This window comes from Pseudomonas sp. C2.3V (assembly GCF_058536325.1).
This window is the reverse complement of record NZ_JBZUBN010000004.1, coordinates 1-19,021: the sequence shown is the minus strand read 5'-3', so window position 1 is coordinate 19,021 and position 19,021 is coordinate 1. Positions and strand designations below refer to the sequence as shown.

20 protein-coding genes and 1 pseudogene are annotated in these 19,021 nt (G+C 56.3%); 8 read left to right on the top strand and 13 right to left on the bottom strand.

The features are described from left to right. Positions 1 to 8: 8 nt before the first annotated feature. The 7 genes from merP (at position 9) to AC4LF3_RS24325 (ending at position 7,303) form a co-directional block, all read left to right on the top strand. On the top strand, positions 9 to 284 hold the full coding sequence (merP, locus tag AC4LF3_RS24355; RefSeq protein WP_003131987.1) for a mercury resistance system periplasmic binding protein MerP: 276 nt from the start codon (positions 9 to 11) through the stop codon (positions 282 to 284). Positions 285 to 355: 71 nt separating this feature from the next. Then, positions 356 to 2,041: a mercury(II) reductase gene (gene merA, locus AC4LF3_RS24350; protein ID WP_003158917.1), complete on the top strand. Its 1,686-nt coding sequence runs from the start codon at positions 356 to 358 to the stop codon at positions 2,039 to 2,041. Positions 2,042 to 2,058: 17 nt separating this feature from the next. Beyond that, positions 2,059 to 2,424 (top strand): mercury resistance co-regulator MerD, encoded by a 366-nt coding sequence (gene merD / locus AC4LF3_RS24345; RefSeq protein ID WP_000995360.1) that lies wholly within the window; start codon positions 2,059 to 2,061, stop codon positions 2,422 to 2,424. Beyond that, on the top strand, positions 2,421 to 2,657 hold the full coding sequence (merE, locus tag AC4LF3_RS24340; protein WP_003132004.1) for a broad-spectrum mercury transporter MerE: 237 nt from the start codon (positions 2,421 to 2,423) through the stop codon (positions 2,655 to 2,657). The genes merD and merE overlap by 4 nt, the downstream gene beginning before the upstream one ends. Further along, on the top strand, positions 2,654 to 3,643 hold the full coding sequence (locus tag AC4LF3_RS24335) for a DUF3330 domain-containing protein (RefSeq protein ID WP_003132006.1): 990 nt from the start codon (positions 2,654 to 2,656) through the stop codon (positions 3,641 to 3,643). The genes merE and AC4LF3_RS24335 overlap by 4 nt, the downstream gene beginning before the upstream one ends. A 130-nt stretch (positions 3,644 to 3,773) precedes the next feature. Further along, the gene (locus AC4LF3_RS24330; protein ID WP_003124096.1) at positions 3,774 to 4,334 is read left to right on the top strand and encodes a recombinase family protein; all 561 of its coding nucleotides are present in this window, start codon (positions 3,774 to 3,776) and stop codon (positions 4,332 to 4,334) included. Positions 4,335 to 4,336: 2 nt separating this feature from the next. After that, the gene (locus AC4LF3_RS24325; protein ID WP_001138070.1) at positions 4,337 to 7,303 is read left to right on the top strand and encodes a Tn3 family transposase; all 2,967 of its coding nucleotides are present in this window, start codon (positions 4,337 to 4,339) and stop codon (positions 7,301 to 7,303) included. Between the two features lie 7 nt (positions 7,304 to 7,310). On the opposite strand, the pseudogene AC4LF3_RS24320 reads toward AC4LF3_RS24325, so the two are convergent. The 12 genes and pseudogenes from AC4LF3_RS24320 to AC4LF3_RS24265 all read right to left on the bottom strand — a co-directional run. Then, positions 7,311 to 9,368: pseudogene (locus AC4LF3_RS24320) on the bottom strand (SNF2-related protein); the annotation flags it as partial. Positions 9,369 to 9,387: 19 nt separating this feature from the next. After that, positions 9,388 to 9,657, bottom strand: coding sequence for a hypothetical protein (locus AC4LF3_RS24315; RefSeq protein WP_112297571.1), 270 nt, complete (start codon positions 9,655 to 9,657; stop codon positions 9,388 to 9,390). Between the two features lie 88 nt (positions 9,658 to 9,745). Further along, positions 9,746 to 11,218, bottom strand: a complete 1,473-nt coding sequence (locus AC4LF3_RS24310) for a DUF6094 domain-containing protein (protein WP_112297570.1) — start codon at positions 11,216 to 11,218, stop codon at positions 9,746 to 9,748. 39 nt (positions 11,219 to 11,257) lie between these two features. Further along, positions 11,258 to 11,857: a hypothetical protein gene (locus AC4LF3_RS24305; protein WP_112297569.1), complete on the bottom strand. Its 600-nt coding sequence runs from the start codon at positions 11,855 to 11,857 to the stop codon at positions 11,258 to 11,260. A 100-nt stretch (positions 11,858 to 11,957) separates the two neighbouring features. Further along, entirely contained in the window at positions 11,958 to 12,206 is a 249-nt protein-coding gene (locus tag AC4LF3_RS24300) for a hypothetical protein (protein WP_112297568.1), read from the bottom strand. Next, complete coding sequence (locus tag AC4LF3_RS24295) at positions 12,203 to 12,820, bottom strand: DUF3275 family protein (RefSeq protein ID WP_112297567.1); 618 nt, start codon at positions 12,818 to 12,820, stop codon at positions 12,203 to 12,205. The genes AC4LF3_RS24300 and AC4LF3_RS24295 overlap by 4 nt, the downstream gene beginning before the upstream one ends. Before the next feature lie 581 nt (positions 12,821 to 13,401). After that, positions 13,402 to 13,713 (bottom strand): hypothetical protein, encoded by a 312-nt coding sequence (locus tag AC4LF3_RS24290; RefSeq protein WP_112297566.1) that lies wholly within the window; start codon positions 13,711 to 13,713, stop codon positions 13,402 to 13,404. A 77-nt stretch (positions 13,714 to 13,790) separates the two neighbouring features. Further along, positions 13,791 to 14,003 carry a hypothetical protein gene (locus AC4LF3_RS24285; RefSeq protein WP_112297565.1) on the bottom strand — a complete coding sequence of 71 codons (213 nt, stop codon included), beginning with the start codon at positions 14,001 to 14,003 and terminating at the stop codon, positions 13,791 to 13,793. Further along, positions 14,000 to 14,335, bottom strand: coding sequence for a hypothetical protein (locus tag AC4LF3_RS24280; protein WP_112297564.1), 336 nt, complete (start codon positions 14,333 to 14,335; stop codon positions 14,000 to 14,002). Before AC4LF3_RS24280 ends, AC4LF3_RS24285 begins: the two co-directional genes overlap by 4 nt. Before the next feature lie 145 nt (positions 14,336 to 14,480). Continuing rightward, on the bottom strand, positions 14,481 to 14,951 hold the full coding sequence (locus tag AC4LF3_RS24275; protein ID WP_404628443.1) for an STY4534 family ICE replication protein: 471 nt from the start codon (positions 14,949 to 14,951) through the stop codon (positions 14,481 to 14,483). Between the two features lie 409 nt (positions 14,952 to 15,360). Further along, positions 15,361 to 15,537 (bottom strand): hypothetical protein, encoded by a 177-nt coding sequence (locus AC4LF3_RS24270; protein ID WP_181591829.1) that lies wholly within the window; start codon positions 15,535 to 15,537, stop codon positions 15,361 to 15,363. A gap of 67 nt (positions 15,538 to 15,604) precedes the next feature. After that, positions 15,605 to 15,973: a phospholipase D-like domain-containing protein gene (locus AC4LF3_RS24265; protein WP_146766029.1), complete on the bottom strand. Its 369-nt coding sequence runs from the start codon at positions 15,971 to 15,973 to the stop codon at positions 15,605 to 15,607. Here AC4LF3_RS24265 and AC4LF3_RS24260 point away from each other — a divergent pair. After that, positions 15,972 to 16,952 (top strand): IS5-like element ISPa16 family transposase, encoded by a 981-nt coding sequence (locus AC4LF3_RS24260; RefSeq protein ID WP_112297562.1) that lies wholly within the window; start codon positions 15,972 to 15,974, stop codon positions 16,950 to 16,952. The two genes, AC4LF3_RS24265 and AC4LF3_RS24260, sit on opposite strands and share 2 nt — an antisense overlap. 1,631 nt (positions 16,953 to 18,583) lie before the next feature. Here the strand turns inward: AC4LF3_RS24260 and AC4LF3_RS24255 are convergent. After that, positions 18,584 to 19,021, bottom strand: a 438-nt coding sequence (locus AC4LF3_RS24255) for a hypothetical protein (protein ID WP_112297561.1), incomplete at its 5' end; no start/stop codon positions are given.

Here is a 19,021-nt window from a genome sequence, read left to right as displayed (position 1 = left end):
AGTTCACCATGAAGAAACTGTTTGCCTCCCTCGCCCTCGCCGCCGTTGTTGCCCCCGTCTGGGCCGCCACCCAGACCGTCACGCTGTCCGTACCGGGCATGACCTGCTCCGCCTGCCCGATCACTGTCAAGAAGGCGATTTCCAAGGTCGAAGGCGTCAGCAAAGTTGACGTGACTTTCGAGACACGCCAAGCGGTCGTCACCTTCGACGATGCCAAGACCAGCGTGCAGAAGCTGACCAAGGCAACCGCAGACGCGGGCTATCCGTCCAGCGTCAAGCAGTGAGTCACTGAAAACGGCACCGCAGCACAACGGACGTCATTGTCTGGCGCCACAAACGATAAAGGATCTGTTGCATGACCCATCTAAAAATCACCGGCATGACTTGCGACTCGTGCGCGGCGCACGTCAAGGAAGCGCTGGAAAAAGTGCCAGGCGTGCAGTCGGCGCTGGTGTCCTATCCGAAGGGCACAGCGCAACTCGCCATCGTGCCGGGCACATCGCCGGACGCGCTGACTGCCGCCGTGGCCGGACTGGGCTACAAGGCAACGCTAGCCGATGCGCCACTGGCGGACAACCGCGTCGGACTGCTCGACAAGGTGCGGGGATGGATGGCCGCCGCCGAAAAGCACAGTGGCAACGAGCCCCCGGTGCAGGTAGCGGTCATTGGCAGCGGTGGAGCCGCGATGGCGGCGGCGCTGAAAGCCGTCGAGCAAGGCGCGCAGGTCACGCTGATCGAGCGCGGCACCATCGGCGGCACCTGCGTCAATGTCGGCTGTGTGCCGTCCAAGATCATGATCCGCGCCGCCCACATCGCCCATCTGCGCCGGGAAAGCCCGTTCGATGGCGGTATTGCGGCAACTGTGCCTACGATTGACCGCAGTAAGCTGCTGGCCCAGCAGCAGGCCCGCGTCGACGAACTGCGGCACGCCAAGTACGAAGGCATCCTGGGCGGTAATCCGGCCATCACCGTTGTGCACGGTGAGGCGCGCTTCAAGGACGACCAGAGCCTTACCGTCCGTTTGAACGAGGGTGGCGAGCGCGTCGTGATGTTCGACCGCTGCCTGGTCGCCACGGGTGCCAGCCCGGCGGTCCCGCCGATTCCGGGCTTGAAAGAGTCACCCTACTGGACTTCCACCGAGGCCCTGGCGAGCGACACCATTCCCGAACGCCTTGCCGTAATCGGCTCGTCGGTGGTGGCGCTGGAGCTGGCGCAAGCCTTTGCCCGGCTGGGCAGCAAGGTCACGGTCCTGGCGCGCAATACCTTGTTCTTCCGTGAAGACCCGGCCATCGGCGAGGCGGTGACAGCCGCTTTCCGTGCCGAGGGCATCGAGGTGCTGGAGCACACGCAAGCCAGCCAGGTCGCCCATATGGACGGTGAATTCGTGCTGACCACCACGCACGGTGAATTGCGCGCCGACAAACTGCTGGTTGCCACCGGTCGGACACCGAACACGCGCAGCCTCGCGCTGGACGCAGCGGGGGTCACTGTCAATGCGCAAGGTGCCATCGCCATCGACCAAGGCATGCGCACGAGCAACCCGAACATCTACGCGGCCGGCGACTGCACCGACCAGCCGCAGTTCGTCTATGTGGCGGCAGCGGCCGGCACCCGTGCCGCGATCAACATGACCGGCGGCGATGCGGCGCTCGACCTGACCGCAATGCCGGCCGTGGTGTTCACCGATCCGCAAGTGGCGACCGTGGGCTACAGCGAGGCGGAAGCCCACCACGACGGGATCGAGACCGACAGCCGCACCTTGACCTTGGACAACGTGCCGCGTGCGCTCGCCAACTTCGACACACGCGGCTTCATCAAGTTGGTTATCGAGGAAGGCAGCCATCGGCTGATCGGCGTACAGGCGGTCGCGCCGGAAGCGGGTGAACTGATCCAGACGGCGGCTCTGGCCATTCGCAACCGCATGACGGTGCAGGAACTGGCCGACCAGTTGTTCCCCTACCTGACGATGGTCGAGGGGTTGAAGCTCGCGGCGCAGACCTTCAACAAGGATGTGAAGCAGCTTTCCTGCTGCGCCGGGTGAGAAAAAGGAGGTGTTCAATGAACGCCTACACGGTGTCCCGGCTGGCTCTTGATGCCGGGGTGAGCGTGCATATCGTGCGCGACTACCTGCTGCGCGGATTGCTGCGCCCGGTGGCGTGCACACCAGGCGGCTACGGCTTGTTCGATGACGCCGCCTTGCAACGGCTGTGCTTCGTGCGGGCGGCCTTCGAGGCGGGCATCGGCCTCGACGCGCTGGCGCGGCTGTGCCGGGCGCTGGATGCGGCGGACGGCGACGAAGCGGCCGCGCAGCTTGCCCTGCTGCGTCAGTTCGTCGAGCGTCGGCGCGAAGCGTTGGCCGATCTGGAAGTGCAGTTGGCCACCCTGCCGACCGAGCCGGCACAGCACGCGGAGAGTCTGCCATGAACAACCCCGAGCGCTTGCCGTCCGAGACGCACAAACCGATCACCGGCTACCTGTGGGGCGGACTGGCTGTGCTGACTTGCCCCTGCCACCTGCCCATCCTCGCTGTCGTGCTGGCCGGCACAACCGCCGGTGCTTTCCTCGGCGAGCATTGGGTCATCGCGGCGCTCGGTTTGACCGGCCTGTTCCTTCTGTCCCTGTCGCGGGCGTTGCGGGCATTCAGGGAAAGAGAATGAGCGCTTTCCGGCCGGATGGATGGACGACGCCGGAACTGGCCCAAGCGGTCGAGCGCGGGCAGCTTGAACTGCACTACCAGCCCGTCGTCGATCTGCGCAGTGGTGGGATTGTCGGCGCGGAAGCCCTGTTGCGCTGGCGTCATCCGACGCTTGGACTATTGCCACCGGGCCAGTTCCTGCCCGTGGTCGAATCGTCCGGCCTGATGCCTGAAATCGGCGCTTGGGTGCTGGGCGAAGCCTGCCGCCAGATGCGTGACTGGCGAATGCTGGCATGGCGACCGTTCCGGCTGGCCGTCAATGTTTCGGCGAGCCAAGTGGGACCGGACTTCGACGGGTGGGTAAAGGGCGTGCTGGCTGATGCCGAGTTGCCCGCCGAGTATCTCGAAATCGAGCTGACCGAATCGGTCGCGTTTGGTGATCCGGCGATCTTCCCCGCCCTGGACGCCTTGCGGCAGATCGGTGTGCGCTTCGCCGCCGATGACTTCGGGACGGGGTATTCCTGTCTGCAACATCTGAAGTGCTGCCCAATCAGCACGCTCAAGATCGACCAATCGTTTGTCGCCGGGCTCGCCAACGACCGCCGCGACCAAACCATCGTGCACACCGTGATTCAGCTTGCGCACGGGCTGGGCATGGATGTGGTGGCTGAAGGCGTGGAAACATCGGCGAGTCTTGATCTATTGCGACAAGCGGACTGCGACACAGGACAAGGCTTCCTGTTCGCGAAGCCAATGCCGGCGGCGGCATTCGCCGTCTTCGTCAGTCAATGGAGGGGTGCCACCATGAATGCAAGTGACTCGACCACCACCAGTTGCTGCGTGTGCTGCAAGGAAATCCCGCTCGATGCCGCCTTCACCCCGGAAGGCGCGGAATACGTCGAGCACTTCTGCGGGTTGGAGTGTTATCAACGCTTCGAAGCGCGTGCCAAGACAGGGAACGAAACCGATGCCGATCCGAACGCCTGCGACTCGCTACCGTCAGATTGAGGCATACCCTAACTTGGCGTCAGACCATCCGGCGCTAAATCGTCAGAATAGAGTTGCCTTCCGAATTGATTGACATACGCCGTCAAGGGTCATAGATTTCTTCCTGACACATTTCCCTCAGGAGGATACCTTGCACGGTCAGCGCATCGGTTACGTCCGCGTCAGCAGCTTCGACCAGAACCCAGAACGGCAGCTCGAACAGATCCAGGTGGATAAAGTGTTCACCGACAAGGCGTCGGGCAAGGACACACGGCGGCCCGAACTGGAACGGCTGCTCGCCTTCGTGCGCGAAGGCGACACGGTCGTGGTGCACAGCATGGATCGTCTGGCGCGCAACCTCGACGACCTGCGCCGCCTGGTGCAGGGCCTCACCCAGCGCGGCGTACGCATCGAGTTCCTTAAGGAGCATTTGACCTTCACCGGCGAGGACTCGCCGATGGCGAACCTGATGCTGTCGGTAATGGGCGCGTTCGCCGAGTTCGAACGCGCCTTGATCCGCGAGCGGCAGCGCGAGGGCATCGCGCTCGCCAAGCAGCGCGGGGCCTACCGTGGCAGGAAGAAATCCCTGTCGTCTGAGCGTATTGCCGAACTGCGCCAACGTGTCGAGGCTGGCGAGCAAAAGACCAAGCTGGCTCGTGAATTCGGAATCAGTCGCGAAACCCTGTATCAATACTTGAGAACGGATCAGTAAATATGCCACGTCGTTCAATCCTGTCCGCCGCCGAGCGCGAAAGCCTGCTGGCGTTGCCGGACACCAAGGATGAGTTGATCCGTCACTACACGTTCAGCGAAACCGACCTCTCCATCATCCGGCAGCGGCGCGGCCCGGCCAACCGGCTGGGCTTCGCCGTGCAGCTCTGTTACCTGCGCTTTCCTGGTGTCATCCTGGGCGTCGATGAGCCGCCGTTTCCGCCCTTGTTGAAACTGGTCGCCGACCAGCTCAAGGTCAGCGTCGAAAGCTGGGACGAATACGGGCAGCGGGAGCAGACCCGGCGCGAGCACCTGGTCGAACTGCAAACGGTGTTCGGCTTCCAGCCCTTTACCATGGGCCACTACCGGCAGGCCGTCCAGTTGCTGACCGAGATGGCCTTGCAGACCGACAAGGGCATCGTGCTGGCCAGCACCTTGATCGAGCACCTGCGGCAGCAGTCGGTCATTCTGCCTGCCCTCAACGCCGTCGAGCGGGCGAGCGCCGAAGCAATCACCCGCGCCAACCGGCGCATCTACGATGCCTTGGCCGAACCGCTGTCGGACGCGCATCGCCGCCGCCTCGACGATCTGCTCAAGCGTCGGGACAACGGCAAAACGACCTGGCTGGCCTGGCTGCGCCAATCGCCCGTCAAACCGAATTCGCGGCACATGCTGGAACACATCGAACGCCTCAAAGCGTGGCAGGCGCTCGACCTGCCTTCTGGCATCGAGCGGTCGGTGCACCAGAACCGCCTGCTCAAGATCGCCCGTGAGGGTGGCCAGATGACGCCCGCCGACCTGGCCAAGTTCGAGGCGCAGCGACGCTATGCCACCCTGGTGGCGCTTGCCATCGAGGGCATGGCCACCGTCACCGACGAAATCATCGACCTGCACGACCGCATCCTGGGCAAGCTGTTCAACGCCGCCAAGAACAAGCATCAGCAGCAATTCCAGGCGTCCGGCAAGGCGATCAACGCCAAGGTGCGGTTGTTCGGCCGCATCGGCCAGGCGCTGATCGAGGCCAAGCAGGCGGGCCGCGATCCGTTCGCCGCCATCGAGGCCGTCATGTCCTGGGATGCCTTCGCCGAGAGCGTCACCGAAGCGCAGAAGCTTGCGCAGCCCGAGGACTTCGATTTCCTGCACCGCATCGGCGAAAGCTACGCCACGCTGCGCCGCTACGCGCCGGAATTCCTTGCCGTGCTCAAGCTGCGGGCCGCTCCCGCCGCGAAGGACGTGCTCGACGCCATCGAGGTGCTGCGCGGCATGAACAGCGACAACGCCCGCAAGGTGCCCGCCGACGCGCCGACCGAGTTCATCAAGCCGCGCTGGCAGAAGCTGGTCATGACCGACACCGGCATCGACCGGCGCTACTACGAACTGTGCGCGCTGTCGGAGATGAAGAACGCGTTGCGTTCCGGCGACATCTGGGTGCAGGGGTCGCGCCAGTTCAAGGACTTCGAGGACTACCTGGTGCCGCCCGCGAAATTCGCCAGCCTCAAGCAGGCCAGCGAATTGCCGCTGGCCGTGGCCACCGACTGCAACCGGTACCTGAACGACCGGCTGACGCTGCTGGAAACACAGCTTGCCACCGTCAACCGTATGGCGACGGCCAACGAGCTGCCGGACGCCATCATCACCGAGTCAGGCTTGAAGATCACGCCGCTCGACGCGGCGGTACCCGACACCGCCCAAGCGCTGATCGACCAGACGGCAATGATCCTGCCGCACGTCAAGATCACCGAACTGCTGCTGGAGGTGGACGAATGGACGGGCTTCACTCGGCATTTCGCGCATCTGAAATCGGGCGACCCGGCCAAAGACAAGAACCTGTTGCTGACCACGATCCTCGCCGACGCGATCAACCTGGGCCTGACCAAGATGGCGGAGTCTTGCCCCGGCACGACCTACGCCAAGCTGGCTTGGCTGCAAGCCTGGCACATCCGCGACGAAACCTACGGGGCGGCGCTGGCCGATCTGGTCAACGCACAGTTCCGCCATCCCTTCGCCGAGCACTGGGGCGACGGCACCACCTCATCGTCGGACGGCCAGAACTTCCGCACCGGCAGCAAGGCCGAGAGCACCGGCCACATCAACCCGAAATACGGGAGCAGCCCAGGGCGGACGTTCTACACCCACATTTCTGACCAGTACGCGCCATTTCACACCAAGGTCGTGAACGTCGGCGTGCGCGATTCGACCTACGTGCTCGACGGCCTGCTGTACCACGAGTCCGACTTGCGGATCGAGGAGCATTACACCGACACGGCGGGCTTCACCGATCACGTCTTCGCCCTGATGCACCTCCTGGGCTTCCGCTTCGCGCCGCGCATCCGCGACCTGGGCGACACCAAGCTCTACATCCCGAAGGGCGACGCCGCCTATGACGCGCTGAAACCCATGATCGGCGGCACGCTCAACATCAAGCACGTCCGCGCCCATTGGGACGAAATCCTGCGGCTGGCCACCTCGATCAAGCAGGGCACGGTGACGGCCTCCCTGATGCTCCGAAAGCTCGGCAGCTACCCACGCCAGAACGGCCTGGCCGTGGCGCTCCGCGAGCTGGGCCGCATCGAGCGCACGCTGTTCATCCTGGACTGGCTGCAAAGCGTGGAACTGCGCCGCCGCGTGCATGCCGGCCTGAACAAGGGCGAGGCGCGCAATGCGCTGGCCAGGGCAGTGTTTTTCAACCGCCTGGGTGAAATCCGCGACCGCAGTTTCGAGCAGCAGCGCTACCGGGCTAGCGGCCTCAATCTGGTAACGGCTGCCGTCGTGTTGTGGAACACGGTCTATCTGGAACGGGCTGCGCACGCGCTGCGTGGCAACGGCCATGCCGTTGATGACGCGCTGTTGCAGTACCTGTCGCCGCTCGGTTGGGAGCACATCAACCTCACCGGCGATTACCTCTGGCGCAGCAGCGCCAAGATCGGCGCGGGCAAGTTCAGGCCGCTACGACCGCTGCAACCGGCTTAGCGTGCTTTATTTTCCGTTTTCTGAGGCGACCCCCAATACGCCAAGAGCGACGGGCAGCTTGCTGCAATGTGTAGACGTTGTAGCCTGTCTGCAGGAAAACAATCGTTGGAAAGTCCAGTAGATCAAGGCCAGTTTTTACCAGCTCTGGATTAGTAATTAGCACCTCCACACCTTTATCTACCTGGTCTAAGATCCAGTCCTCACGGCGAGCCGTCTCAACCGAAGCGCGCAGCACTGCGACCTTCAACCCTCCCTGCTCTAGGATGGTCTTCAATCGCGACGTCGTATCACGCGTTCCGGTATAGACCGAATAGACCAGCACCTTCCGTCCCTTGGCTTTCTCCTGCTTACATAGCTCAAGCAGCTTTCGCTCCTTGGGCATCAGCACTGTCTCGGGAAATATTGTTGGCACGAAAGCCAACAGAGCCTTGGATCGAGGATGCTTCACTGTTTCGGCCCGGAAACAGCAATCGGGCCAAGCAAGCAGGACGTTCAGAACGACTCCTAACAGCGTTGTATCCCTACGGGCAAGCGCTTGCCTCAGTTCAGCCGTGAGCGCTGCAGCTAGCCGGGTATACGCCGCGGCTTGCTCATCGTCCATGTCGACTTCCACGAATTCCTCCGTGTAGGTTGGCAGCACGTTTCCACCGATGTCCTTGAGCTTCAGGAAAACGGTGAATGGCAACACGTACCGCAAAATCCCTTTCGGCCCGAACCCTGGCGCCTTTACAGACCTCACATTCACAGCTTTCCCACGAGCAGTTTTGTGCGACCGCGAGTCCTTCTCGGTGTAGATGTCCTTTAGCACTCCATGCTCACGCATGAATGCCATAGCCGCCGGCGCAAGACTTCCCCGCTCGTTGGGCCTATACCCGTCTTCAATCATTCGCCTCGAAAGGATCCTGAACAGCAGATAGAACAGGTCATCGGCATAGCCTCCCATTAACGTGCCCGTGAGCAGCAACGTCTTGCGCGCTTTTGCTGCCAGGACTCCCATCGCTTGGCCTTGCGCAGTACCAGCATTTTTGTACTCATGGCCCTCATCCACGATCAGCAGATCAAACGTGTGATCCGGCAGATAACGCTTAATGAACTCGGTCGGTTGGTAACCGCCCTCGCCCAGGCCGAACTCGATGTTTGCCATTGCTCGCTCCATGCGCTTCGCCTGCTTGTCGCTGAAGACGAAATTGCCGTCGCGATCCATCAGGTTGATGAACTCGTGGACGTTGTCTGCCAGCATCGAGGCAAGAAACTCCTCCCCGAATTGGCCTACCAACTGCTCAGCCTTTACGGGACCGATAGTCGGTATGCGACACATGGACTTGAGAATCACAGAGCGCCGATTACTGCCTTCCGGCTTACCAGGACGCATCAACGTCCATAGCCTCTCTCCGCAGTGAGGGCAGTTCTGCCGACGCTCATCGAGCTGGATCTGCTCAATCGTCCGATAGTTGCCCTCATCATCAGTGAGCTTGGAGAAACAGCGAGGACACTGCGCAACTGCTAGGCCTTTTACCTTCTTCGCAAGGCAGACAGGCTTCCAGTGGAACCCCATACGCATGCGAACCCTGCCGAGAATGAAAAACTCCTGTCTTCCATCATCAGGCCAGCTCAGCTGCTCGCGCAGCTTCAACAGTTTGGTGAGCGTATCGGGGCCATTCAAAACCCAGACACGGGCATCAGGAACCGTTTCGAGGATCTCCCGACGCCATTTGTAGACCAGGTGCGGAGGCGAGACGATTAGAGACCGACGAAAACCTTCGCGGTAAAGCACAGCGGCTACCGCGATGGCCATCATCGTCTTACCTGTCCCCATTTCTGCGTTGATCACGCCTGCTTGTTCTCCACGATCCAGCAACAAAGCGGAAATGGCTTGCACCACACTCGCCTGCGCCGGGAATGCCTGCCGTTTGAGGGAGGCCATCACAGCCGCCCGTTTGTGATCACTAACGCCGGTGTAAACCGGTGGGTTGGATCGGTTTAGAGAATCAAGTAACTCTTCGCCAAACTCACCGACGAAATCATTGAGATCGATTGAAAGCGCAGCGTTGGATAGATCATTCATAGCGTTCTCCTTAATACGATCAGTAGCCAGACGCAGCGGTTGCTTGGTTCTCTTCCTCGCGCACCACCATCACGGTGCTGAAGCTCAGATTAACCACGAGCTTATTGAAAGCTTCATCATCGAGCGATGACAAAACCTCGCCACCGTTGGTAGCGAGATCGTGCATGCCGTCAGAGCGATTCACTGGGTCGCACATTCCCTGCTGCTGCCAGTAGCGCAGCGCTGCAATGATGGCGTGAAAATCGTCGTCACCGGGGCGAGGACCGTTAGTAGAGTTGTCGTTACGCATGATTATTTGCTCAGAAATTGGGCATGCGCGACCCCTAAGGGCTTTGCAGAGGCCCATAGGGGTGGTTTGCAGCAGATTGCTGGGTTGGTTAGTACTCCGACGGGAACAACAGCGTGGTAGCGCTCCTATCTGCTTCTGTAATGATCCAAAGCCGCGTTTCCAAGCCGGCATAGATGTCATAGGAGGAGAACAAGCGATCTCCGTTGTGCAAAGCGGTTTCATTCATACGGCGGTCAGATTCGTCTAACTCCCCCCAGTCGCCTGCGAAATGCCGGCGTAAGTAGGGAGCAGGATTGAACAGACCCTCAGCAACCGCAGCCTGAACACCACAGCTGAATACCAAGTGCCCGGTAGGAAACCTGGCGGACTCTGCTGTAAGCCTAAGAGCCTGAACCTCGTCCTCAGGACTCGATTCTGGTTCCTGTGAATCCGCCTCTACTGCGGGCGACGAACTGATCCGCATGATCCTGCCCAAGTGTTCTGATCCAGGCGTGAGATCCCAAGCCAGAATCACCGGAACAAAGCGGTCAGTCAGAATCCGAACCTCGCTAAGAGAGCCATCCTCGTTCTCGGTGAACTCAGTTTTCCGCGTTTTCTCCTTGTGAGTGTTTCCCTTCAACACCAGCACCTTGCCGGTCTTGGAGGTGACGACTCCCGAGATAGCCCCCGCAGCCAAGGCCAAAGCCAAATGCCACGATGATAACGCTCGAACGGGAGGACGCGGACGCGCCCCTAGGTGGTGAAAGTGCAACCTGAAGTCACTCCACAGCCCAGAGAGCCGTCTCGTTTCTTCGTGGAACTGTTCAGGTTCCAGAGTTACTCGATAAAAGTGCTCCAGTTCCCTTGTCGCAGCGGGCACTGTATATGGCTCCAAAGTCCATTCAGCTGGCAGTTCCTCCGGCTCTTTTTCACCCGTTCCGATCGCTAGAAAGTGATCTTTAAGCTCCCCATGGGGAACCGTCCGATCCTGATCCTTGCGTTTGGTTCGGACGCCGAAGATGACGACCTGCCTAAACTGCTGCTCAGATGCTTTGAATATCCGTAGCTCGGAAAAGTGATTGCACAGCCACCCTGAAAACTCTGTGTCCAGGCAGGTGTTCGGCACAATGCAAACCATCACACCGCCGTACTGCAGGAAGTGGATGCACCGCTGGTAAAACGCTTTTTCGAGTCGGCGCCGCCCTTTTCCCTGGTACTGCGATGAACCGCTATGGTCTGCGACCAGGTCGCCATATGGTGGATTGAACCAGAGCAGCCCGAAGGTCTGTCTGGAGATCATCGTGTCAAATAGATCGCCCTGTAGGACGTGGTCCACCAGACCTCTAGTGTGTTGCGCTCGCTCACGATCGTATTCAACTGCGTAGGCCTGTACTGCTTCGCGGCCCAATGCGTGTGCTGCTTCTGCTATCGCAACTCCCTCTCCTGCACATGGATCAATGATCCGCATCGTGCCGGTCGAGGGTGCAAGGGCGCTGATTGAGCGCTCTAAGGTTGCCTCGTCAGTTGGGTAATAACCGTTCTTGGCAAAATTGCGTGCCAGACGTGGAAACATTAGCCCCATAAGAGCCTCCTGTCTTCAGATGTGATTAGGCACAGCGAGCTAGGCCCGCTGTACGCTGGTGGTGAGGGTTCCGTTACGAATCAGGTCGCTTAGAGCGGCTTCCAAGACGTCCAGCTTGAGGTGTAATCGCCACGCTTTGACTGGTCCCAATGAGACAGGCAAAGGCACGAGCATTTGCTGTTGCATCAGCAGGTCCAGCACGTGCCGCTTCCAGTGTTCAAGCAGCGGAAGCGGACACGTCTCTAGAACCAAGGGCCAAACCGCTTCCTCGCTCATGGCTTCGCCAGGAGGAAGAAGCGCAAAGGCCGAATGGTTTGCCATATCAGGCTGAGCAGCTCGTTTGTCGAAGATCCACAGATGGACGAGGCTCCCGAAGAGTGTTCGTCGGTAGGTGCGGGTAGTGCGCTTTTCCAGCATGTCCACATTGCCCACGAACACCGGTATTGATCGGTGATCCTGAACGACATGAAAATACTCGAGACCACCTTCGCTCGCGCCCAGCGTCAACCTGGCCAGAAACTCCTGCACGGCGGTATCGCGCCCCCATGCAGACATAAAGACCAAACCGCGTTGTTCGTCGCAAATGCACGCATCTATGTAGAGATCCGGACATTCGTCCAGGGTGTAAAGGTTGGGCATAGCGTCCTTCCAAAATATCGAAAGGGCGCCCTCCCCTATGGGCGGTCGCCCATGTGGGTGGAGTGAAAGCCGAAAAAAGGCTATCGGTGTAATTTGGCTTTTAAACGCTGCAGAATTTCTGTAGTCGTTGGTACGTCCTGAACGCCGCCTCTGTAGCAAAACGGCTTTCATCGAACCGGTGATTTTTGACAAGAGCCTCCAAAGCCTGGAAAGCCTCTGGTAGTAATCTTCTGTCAAATAGCGATGCCTTAAACATCTCCGCCTCGTCGTCAAAACCTACTTCACGAAGGACACCGGTAGCCATCAGGATCTCAGCGGATGAGATAGCCGTATTGATTAGCTGACTCATACGTTACCTCCTAACTCCGATTCACTGTTGAGCGACCACTGTTGCAAGCGGAAATCAAGCACGTAGCCCAATTCTCCCAAACGTTTACATTGATCCCGAATCAGCTGACGGCTAACAGTAGGATCGATCTTTACAACAGAGCCAAGGGGCCAAAGCGTGCCGAATAATACTTCGTCATCAGACGGTTTTCTTGTCGGCAGCCTTTGCATATCTATCCCAAACGGCATTGTGTCGTCTGAATAACTAGGCCTAGGTTTGTTGAAGGTGGGTTTAGCAAGCAATGGCTCAGTTGGTATGACATCTTCTTCGATCGGATCCCGCTCTCTGTCATCCAGATCATCAGTATCCTCTTGAGTTAGGTTGTCCAAGTCATCAAGCGTCATGCCTGCAAGATGCGCTCGGATTTCCATCACGAAGCGTCCCCGGTGGGAGTAACTAGAAGGCTTGATTTCAGTAATAACAAATTGGCCGTCGTATTTACCCTCATTGTACTGGTCGAGTTGAGCGTCTTTGACAACGAACTCCCCGATCGAGGTAGTTAACCTTCCAACGTTGAAATCGCCGTTTCGGCCAACAATAGTGCGGATGGCCAGCTGGCCTGAGATGGTAATCATCAAGAGCCTCCGTCAGGATGGAGACTCCCTACGTGGGAAATCTCCACGCAGTGGTTATTTGCAGTCAGCAGCAGCATTGTTGTGCCCGAGATCTAAGGGAAATCACGAGACTTTAGCTATTGCTATAAGGTAAGTTGCTTACTTGGAAGTAGGTACTAACAAGACATGGTATCTAAGATCAAAAAGACTCCATGCTTATGATCGGGAGGGAAGTTCCCGACCGAGCTGGTCGAAGAGCATGTATCCATCACTTTCGTGATTGTGCGCGCTGCCGGATACTTGGCGCACTCTAGGTGACCATCACTTTCGTGACTTAGCCTCAAAGGTCATGGCTAACTGGGAAGTTGCTGTCAACGACAGCAGACCTATACCTTTTGTAATTCACTAATCGGCCTGAGTCAACCTTGAAAAGGCTTGCCACTACGCCAATTTCCAATCTTTCATCCCAGCCGTGATTTACAAAACTTATCAACGAGAACCACCCCCAATGAAATATTTCTCACTGGGGGAGGTATAAGGTGTAGATATGCTTATCGGACTAGCTTGGGAACAGCTATGATTTGACGGTCCATACAACTACTTTATTCGAAGCAACCACATGGACATGTCCAGAAGTCGAGTCCGTGAGAGCAAATGCCCTCATCAAAATTTCGAGCATCTTCCTCAGCAATTTCCTCGTCCGTAAGATAACCGTAATGCTCTTTAGCATACTTAAAAGCGTAAGCCCCCTCTTCACTTGCCTGATTAGGAAAGGCCTTCCGCATTGATCCGCAGAACGCTCGATGCATCACGGTTTCGTAAGTGGGGAACCGACCCGCAGCGATTGAGAAAAGACTATCAACGCTCTGCTTAATAGCCACCATATCTGCGACTTGTGTAGTTTCAATTTTCATATTTGTTCTCCAATGATGGAAAACACCCCAATGGGATGTTTTCCATTGGGGTTGGTGTGAGGTTGGCGTCTGTATCGCTACAACTGGCGTTGAGTCCAACTGCCAGTTTCAAATGCATTCAGAGCAGCGTTATAGCTAGGAAAGTACTCAGACTCTCTGCTTACCGGTCCTTCGTAATCTAAAGTGCCGATATAGAAGCCAGCTCGGCTTTTAAGAATGAGTAGTTGAAGTTTCACCCCCATCAGCTCGTGAGCTATGAGTCCAAAGTCATTTTGCGCCTCGATACTCATGGGATTTCTCCAATACGTTCATCTTTAGGGAGCGAGATTAAAAGATATGGAAAATCAGCGTCGATTTTCTCTATCTGAAGCTGAAGGAAATACCTATAGCTACGATCACCTGAGGGTGAGTGACGGTACAAGCTGAACTTGACCGGTTTTGAGTAAGGTTGCTGACACAACTCGTGGTATCCAGCTTTTAGAGTAAAAGCCAATCGCTGAGCAAGCTCAGAAAAGCTTTTAGGATGCTCGATATGCACAGCTTCGAACCAAGCTTCGTGCGTCAGAGAGACAGGAAGAGACAGAAGTAACTCTTGCTCGGGAGTGAAGACTTTACGGGACACGAGGTTTCTCCTTATGAAGAAACCTTGCCCATGGGGAAAGGTTTCCCCAATGGGTTATTTGAAGCATCAGAAAGATGCAAAGGTAGGTTAGGTGTTGTGGGCCACAACACTAGATTGCGTGAAGCAGACGGACTTAATCTTACGATTAAGCTACAGCTAAGGTTGGCTCTGAAGACTGAGCATCGGTCGTTTGTGGACTCAAAGAAGGCTTTTCAGCCTCATACACAAGACCACCATCAACTTTTATCCAGGCAATAAACAAAAGTCGTCCCTTTAGGCTAGCGCCCGGCTGACCTTGTTTCTCGCCTCTTGGATGGGTAAATGCATCAGCCCAAATATCCCCAATTCTAAAAGAAATAAGGACTTTCTTACCTGCCTCCACTGCTGGAATACAGCGTCGTACAAGTTTTTGAGCCTCTTCACCCGCAACCTTACAGTCGATATATGAATACTCAACATCGTCTGCAGACCCATGAAGTGCAGCCACGGTACAGGCTAAAAACGGCGCCCCCTTACGAACCTTAACTTCACGGATTCGATTGAGATAACCGACACCAGTAGTGTGGAGATCAAAATATTTTGACTCGGCTTGATGGGCCATGGAATTTCTCCTCATAAATGAAGGGTAAACCACAGCCCCGGTGCGGGTGTGATTTCCCGCGCGGGTTAGATAAGCATTCATTTTCAGCAAGAGCTAAAAAGCGTTCGCGCTTCCGAATGCTAAAGCGAACTTAGGTTGATCAACGCTAAGCGTCGCAGTCTTAAAGATCGTGACTGCCTGGGCATTTGCTGACAACATCAGCGAAATACCATTTAAGTTTGGTCAAAGTCGACTAAATAGTCAATTAGTAGGGGCAAAAAAACCCCCTTCTTTAAAGGGGGTTTTGGATCAGTTCAAGAATGCTTGTGAAGAAGACGATTCTTCGCGCGCATTAGGTCAGGCCAGCCGGCAGCGATACCAACTCCACCCATAGTTATGAGTATAAAAGCGAATGCCACGATTCCAAACATGGTTTGGTCCATGATTATTCCTCCTTAGTTAGGAATACTCCTAGTAACCAAAGTACCGCGCCTGTAATCAATGCGCAAGCAGTTAAAAGCTTCTGGTTTGTGACAAAGATAGTCACGATACCAGCAGCCAGAGCAGTCGTACCGACCTTACGCAGATCTTCTGCGACAACTTTACGTTGGATGTTTTTCATAGCTTGACTCAAAGAGCGAGAAGCCATGTCACATATAGGACATGACTACTACAGGTTTAGGAAAGGATCAGATCAGCGGATCGAGGGAGCTGAATCGATACTTTGGTAGAGGAAGGGAGTTCCCGGAATCTGATAAGGAAGGGGAATCCTGAGAGTGAAGCACATTGTTTTCATACCAAGCGTTCATATCAACGCCTCGACGAGACAATGCAGGGGTAAGAGATAATTGCTCGTAATCGACAGGAGGCTCTTGTGCATCCTGACTACTAGTCACAATTGATTTAACGAAGTGAGTCTGTGCTTCTGAAAGCAGTCGTAATGACAGTTTCTTAGCAACAAGTCCAAATTGGTAGCCCGCTGTAAAACTAGGGAAGGTCTGAAAAAGACTTCCCGAATCTGGTGAAATACGCCGATCCCGCCAGCCGAGTTTTTCCATGAAGCAGATGACCTTCGCCGACGCCGAGTACGCCAGCAAGCGCAAGCAGACCCGTAAGGAATTGTTCCTGATCGAGATGGATCAGGTGGTGCCGTGGAAGGGATTGATTGCCCTGATCGAGCCACACTACCCAAAGGGTGAAGGTGGTCGTCCAGCCTATCCGCTGATGGCCATGTTACGTATCCATCTGATGCAGAACTGGTTCGGCTACAGCGACCCGGCCATGGAAGAAGCGCTCTACGAGACGACCATCCTGCGTCAGTTCGCCGGGCTGAGCCTGGAGCGCATTCCCGACGAAACCACCATCCTCAACTTCCGTCGCTTGCTGGAGAAACATGAGCTGGCAGCCGGCATCCTCGGCGTAATCAATGGCTACCTGGGGGATCGCGGCCTGTCGCTGCGCCAGGGCACTATCGTCGATGCCACACTGATCCACGCGCCCAGCTCGACCAAGAACCAGGACGGCAAGCGTGACCCGGAAATGCACCAGAGCAAGAAAGGGAACCAGTATTACTTTGGCATGAAGGCGCACATCGGTGTGGATGACGAGTCGGGGCTGGTGCACAGCGTGGTCGGCACGGCAGCCAACGTGGCGGATGTCACCCAGGTCGACAAACTACTGCATGGTGAAGAGAACGTCGTCTGCGCCGATGCCGGCTACACCGGCGTCGAAAAGCGCCCCGAACATGCTGGCCGCGAAGTGATCTGGCAGGTCGCAGCACGCCGCAGCACCTACAAGAAGCTCGATAAACGCAGCGCCCTGTACAAAGCCAAGCGCAAGATCGAGAAGGCCAAGGCACAAGTGCGAGCGAAGGTCGAGCACCCGTTTCGAGTGATCAAGCGCCAGTTCGGTTACGTGAAGGTGCGCTTCCGTGGCCTGGCCAAGAACACCGCTCAGCTGGTGACGCTGTTCGCGCTGTCAAACCTATGGATGGCGCGCCGACATTTGCTGACTACCGCAGGAGAGGTACGCCTGTAATGCGGGAAATGGCTGCTGCGAGGTGCTCGCGGCGGCCAAAAACGGAGAACTGAGCGGGTTACCTGGTCGATTTTGATCGACGGCCCGCTTTCAAAAGCAGCGAGGGCTGAAGTCGACCGGAAATACAGGGCTACTTCAGACCTTCCCTAGGGTTTGTATCAGACATAAAGTCTCCTTTGAATGGAGACCTTGCCCGTAGGGGAGCTAGGTCCCCATTGGGTAGTGTTGCAGTAGGTATCTATCAACGAGGGTATCGATGATCGTTCGCGCTTCCAGATACTGTAGCGAACTTGGGTTTAGTCACCATCCCAAGATGGCGTAGCCTTGAAGACTAGGGCTACATGGGCGTGTGCTGTCAACGACAGCGATTCACACTCCATTTTTTAACGTTTAAGCTGGGGTTAGTCAACTTAGAAATTCTGCTGAATTGGAAAAAGATTGAATAGCAAGGAGAGGCGGCGGAGACAAAAAGTAAGGCTGGCAGTAAGAGCTGCCAGCTACTGAAAAGCAGAGCCACCTATGCTCATAACGAAGAATGTATCGCTTGTTATAAACACCCAATCCGTGTCGTGGCCTGGATCGGTTAGATATGGCACACATCCGCGTACAAACGGCTCCCATTGATTACCGGCGGGACCGGTCACGAATATGCACACCTGGCTGAGAAGTGTCCTGAGCGTATCTCGATACGCTCAGGACACTTCTCAGAAAGCGTGCTTTTGAAGCAAAAAGTAGGGGCCGCAACACCAGTACGGCCCTAAGAGTAGTAGACCTCGAACTTCTATCATCTATGCCTTGGAGAACACGAGTTGACAGCTGCGTGTCTGGAAAAGGCAGGGAGACCAGGGAGAAATCCGCACGCCCCTCCCGAGGTTTAGCGCGCTTAGGGTTTGAAGTAGATAACGAGTATCAATCGCCAAATACTCCAGGGTGCTACTGATGACCGCCAGTAGCCAACGGGGTGAAACCTTGTATTGCTTGATTATGTTGATGACATGCGTCTCTGGCAAGGTTTCACAGGCAGGTATCCTCATAAAATCGTTATAAAGCTTTTACAAGCATTTTTGCAGGCGTAGCAAATAATCATTGCATTGGCAAACAAAACGTAACGTGAGCAATCACAGCGCTTTCTAAAAAGACTAGTAGCGGCGAGTGCGCCCTCATCTGATTACTAGGCGCTTGCGCCTCGCCATAGGCGGCAGTCTGAAGGAGCGAAAAGCCGTTCCGCGGGGTATCAGTATTTATGTGTTCTAGTACGGCTTATAGCGACTGGAAGACTGCTTTCTTTTTGGGAACCCCGCGTGCTTTGCACGCCGATGGGTTTCACTTTAGCCACTTTAGTGGCTGATAAAGAGTTTCTCGGTTTACCGAGGCATTTTTGTTTTTAAGGGAGCGCAGCTTCCCTTTCTTCTGATGTTTAAAGCCTTCTGATTAAGGAGCGACACTTAAAATCAAATCATCCGACACTTAAATAAAATTGGTGCTTTATAACAAGGCTTTTATCGATCGAGAGCAGGCTCAGCTCACGTGATGTAGAGGCAATTAGCTGAATGGGGTCTTCAACAAGACTGAAGATAGGAGGAGAGGGGTGGTATTAGAGGTAAAAAAGGCACAGAAAAGCGATATCAGCTTTAGATACCGTGTTGAGCCAGAAGCTTGTCTGTTTCTTCATTTAATTCTGCTGCACTCCATCCAGGATTAGCAGCCCGTAGAGCCATAAGCAGATCTAGTCTGATGTGTGCTAGCTTTGTTGGATCGACAACGCGGGTAGTAGTCTTGCGGACTACGCTCCTTGTACCCACAGCTTTTTTCGCTCCAGAAAGGAGTAATTTATTGCGAGCCCAGCCTGTCAGGCTTGTTCCATTTTCCTTGGCCTTTTTGGCTAATCGTTGTGACGCTCGCTCTCGCTCATGCATAAGCCACTTATGAAGCCCGAAAGCCGAAAAGAGTAATTTATTTACGGCCTTTACTGCCGCTAAACCTCGCCATGTTCCATCACTCTGCAGTTGTTTAGGCTGGGCAATAGTCAAAAGATTTGCTTTTTTTAGATCGGCTATTGCTCGTTCCAT

Bases quoted from the DNA above. Each gene is read 5' to 3' on its own strand.
- merP (WP_003131987.1), top strand. From the start codon at position 9: ATGAAGAAACTGTTTGCCTCCCTCGCCCTCGCCGCCGTTGTTGCCCCC.
- merA (WP_003158917.1), top strand. From the start codon at position 356: ATGACCCATCTAAAAATCACCGGCATGACTTGCGACTCGTGCGCGGCG.
- merD (WP_000995360.1), top strand. From the start codon at position 2,059: ATGAACGCCTACACGGTGTCCCGGCTGGCTCTTGATGCCGGGGTGAGC.
- merE (WP_003132004.1), top strand. From the start codon at position 2,421: ATGAACAACCCCGAGCGCTTGCCGTCCGAGACGCACAAACCGATCACC.
- AC4LF3_RS24335 (WP_003132006.1), top strand. From the start codon at position 2,654: ATGAGCGCTTTCCGGCCGGATGGATGGACGACGCCGGAACTGGCCCAA.
- AC4LF3_RS24325 (WP_001138070.1), top strand. From the start codon at position 4,337: ATGCCACGTCGTTCAATCCTGTCCGCCGCCGAGCGCGAAAGCCTGCTG.
- AC4LF3_RS24315 (WP_112297571.1), bottom strand. From the start codon at position 9,657: ATGCGTAACGACAACTCTACTAACGGTCCTCGCCCCGGTGACGACGAT.
- AC4LF3_RS24310 (WP_112297570.1), bottom strand. From the start codon at position 11,218: ATGGGGCTAATGTTTCCACGTCTGGCACGCAATTTTGCCAAGAACGGT.
- AC4LF3_RS24305 (WP_112297569.1), bottom strand. From the start codon at position 11,857: ATGCCCAACCTTTACACCCTGGACGAATGTCCGGATCTCTACATAGAT.
- AC4LF3_RS24300 (WP_112297568.1), bottom strand. From the start codon at position 12,206: ATGAGTCAGCTAATCAATACGGCTATCTCATCCGCTGAGATCCTGATG.
- AC4LF3_RS24295 (WP_112297567.1), bottom strand. From the start codon at position 12,820: ATGATTACCATCTCAGGCCAGCTGGCCATCCGCACTATTGTTGGCCGA.
- AC4LF3_RS24290 (WP_112297566.1), bottom strand. From the start codon at position 13,713: ATGAAAATTGAAACTACACAAGTCGCAGATATGGTGGCTATTAAGCAG.
- AC4LF3_RS24285 (WP_112297565.1), bottom strand. From the start codon at position 14,003: ATGAGTATCGAGGCGCAAAATGACTTTGGACTCATAGCTCACGAGCTG.
- AC4LF3_RS24275 (WP_404628443.1), bottom strand. From the start codon at position 14,951: ATGAGGAGAAATTCCATGGCCCATCAAGCCGAGTCAAAATATTTTGAT.
- AC4LF3_RS24270 (WP_181591829.1), bottom strand. From the start codon at position 15,537: ATGAAAAACATCCAACGTAAAGTTGTCGCAGAAGATCTGCGTAAGGTC.
- AC4LF3_RS24260 (WP_112297562.1), top strand. From the start codon at position 15,972: ATGAAGCAGATGACCTTCGCCGACGCCGAGTACGCCAGCAAGCGCAAG.
- AC4LF3_RS24265 (WP_146766029.1), bottom strand. From the start codon at position 15,973: ATGGAAAAACTCGGCTGGCGGGATCGGCGTATTTCACCAGATTCGGGA.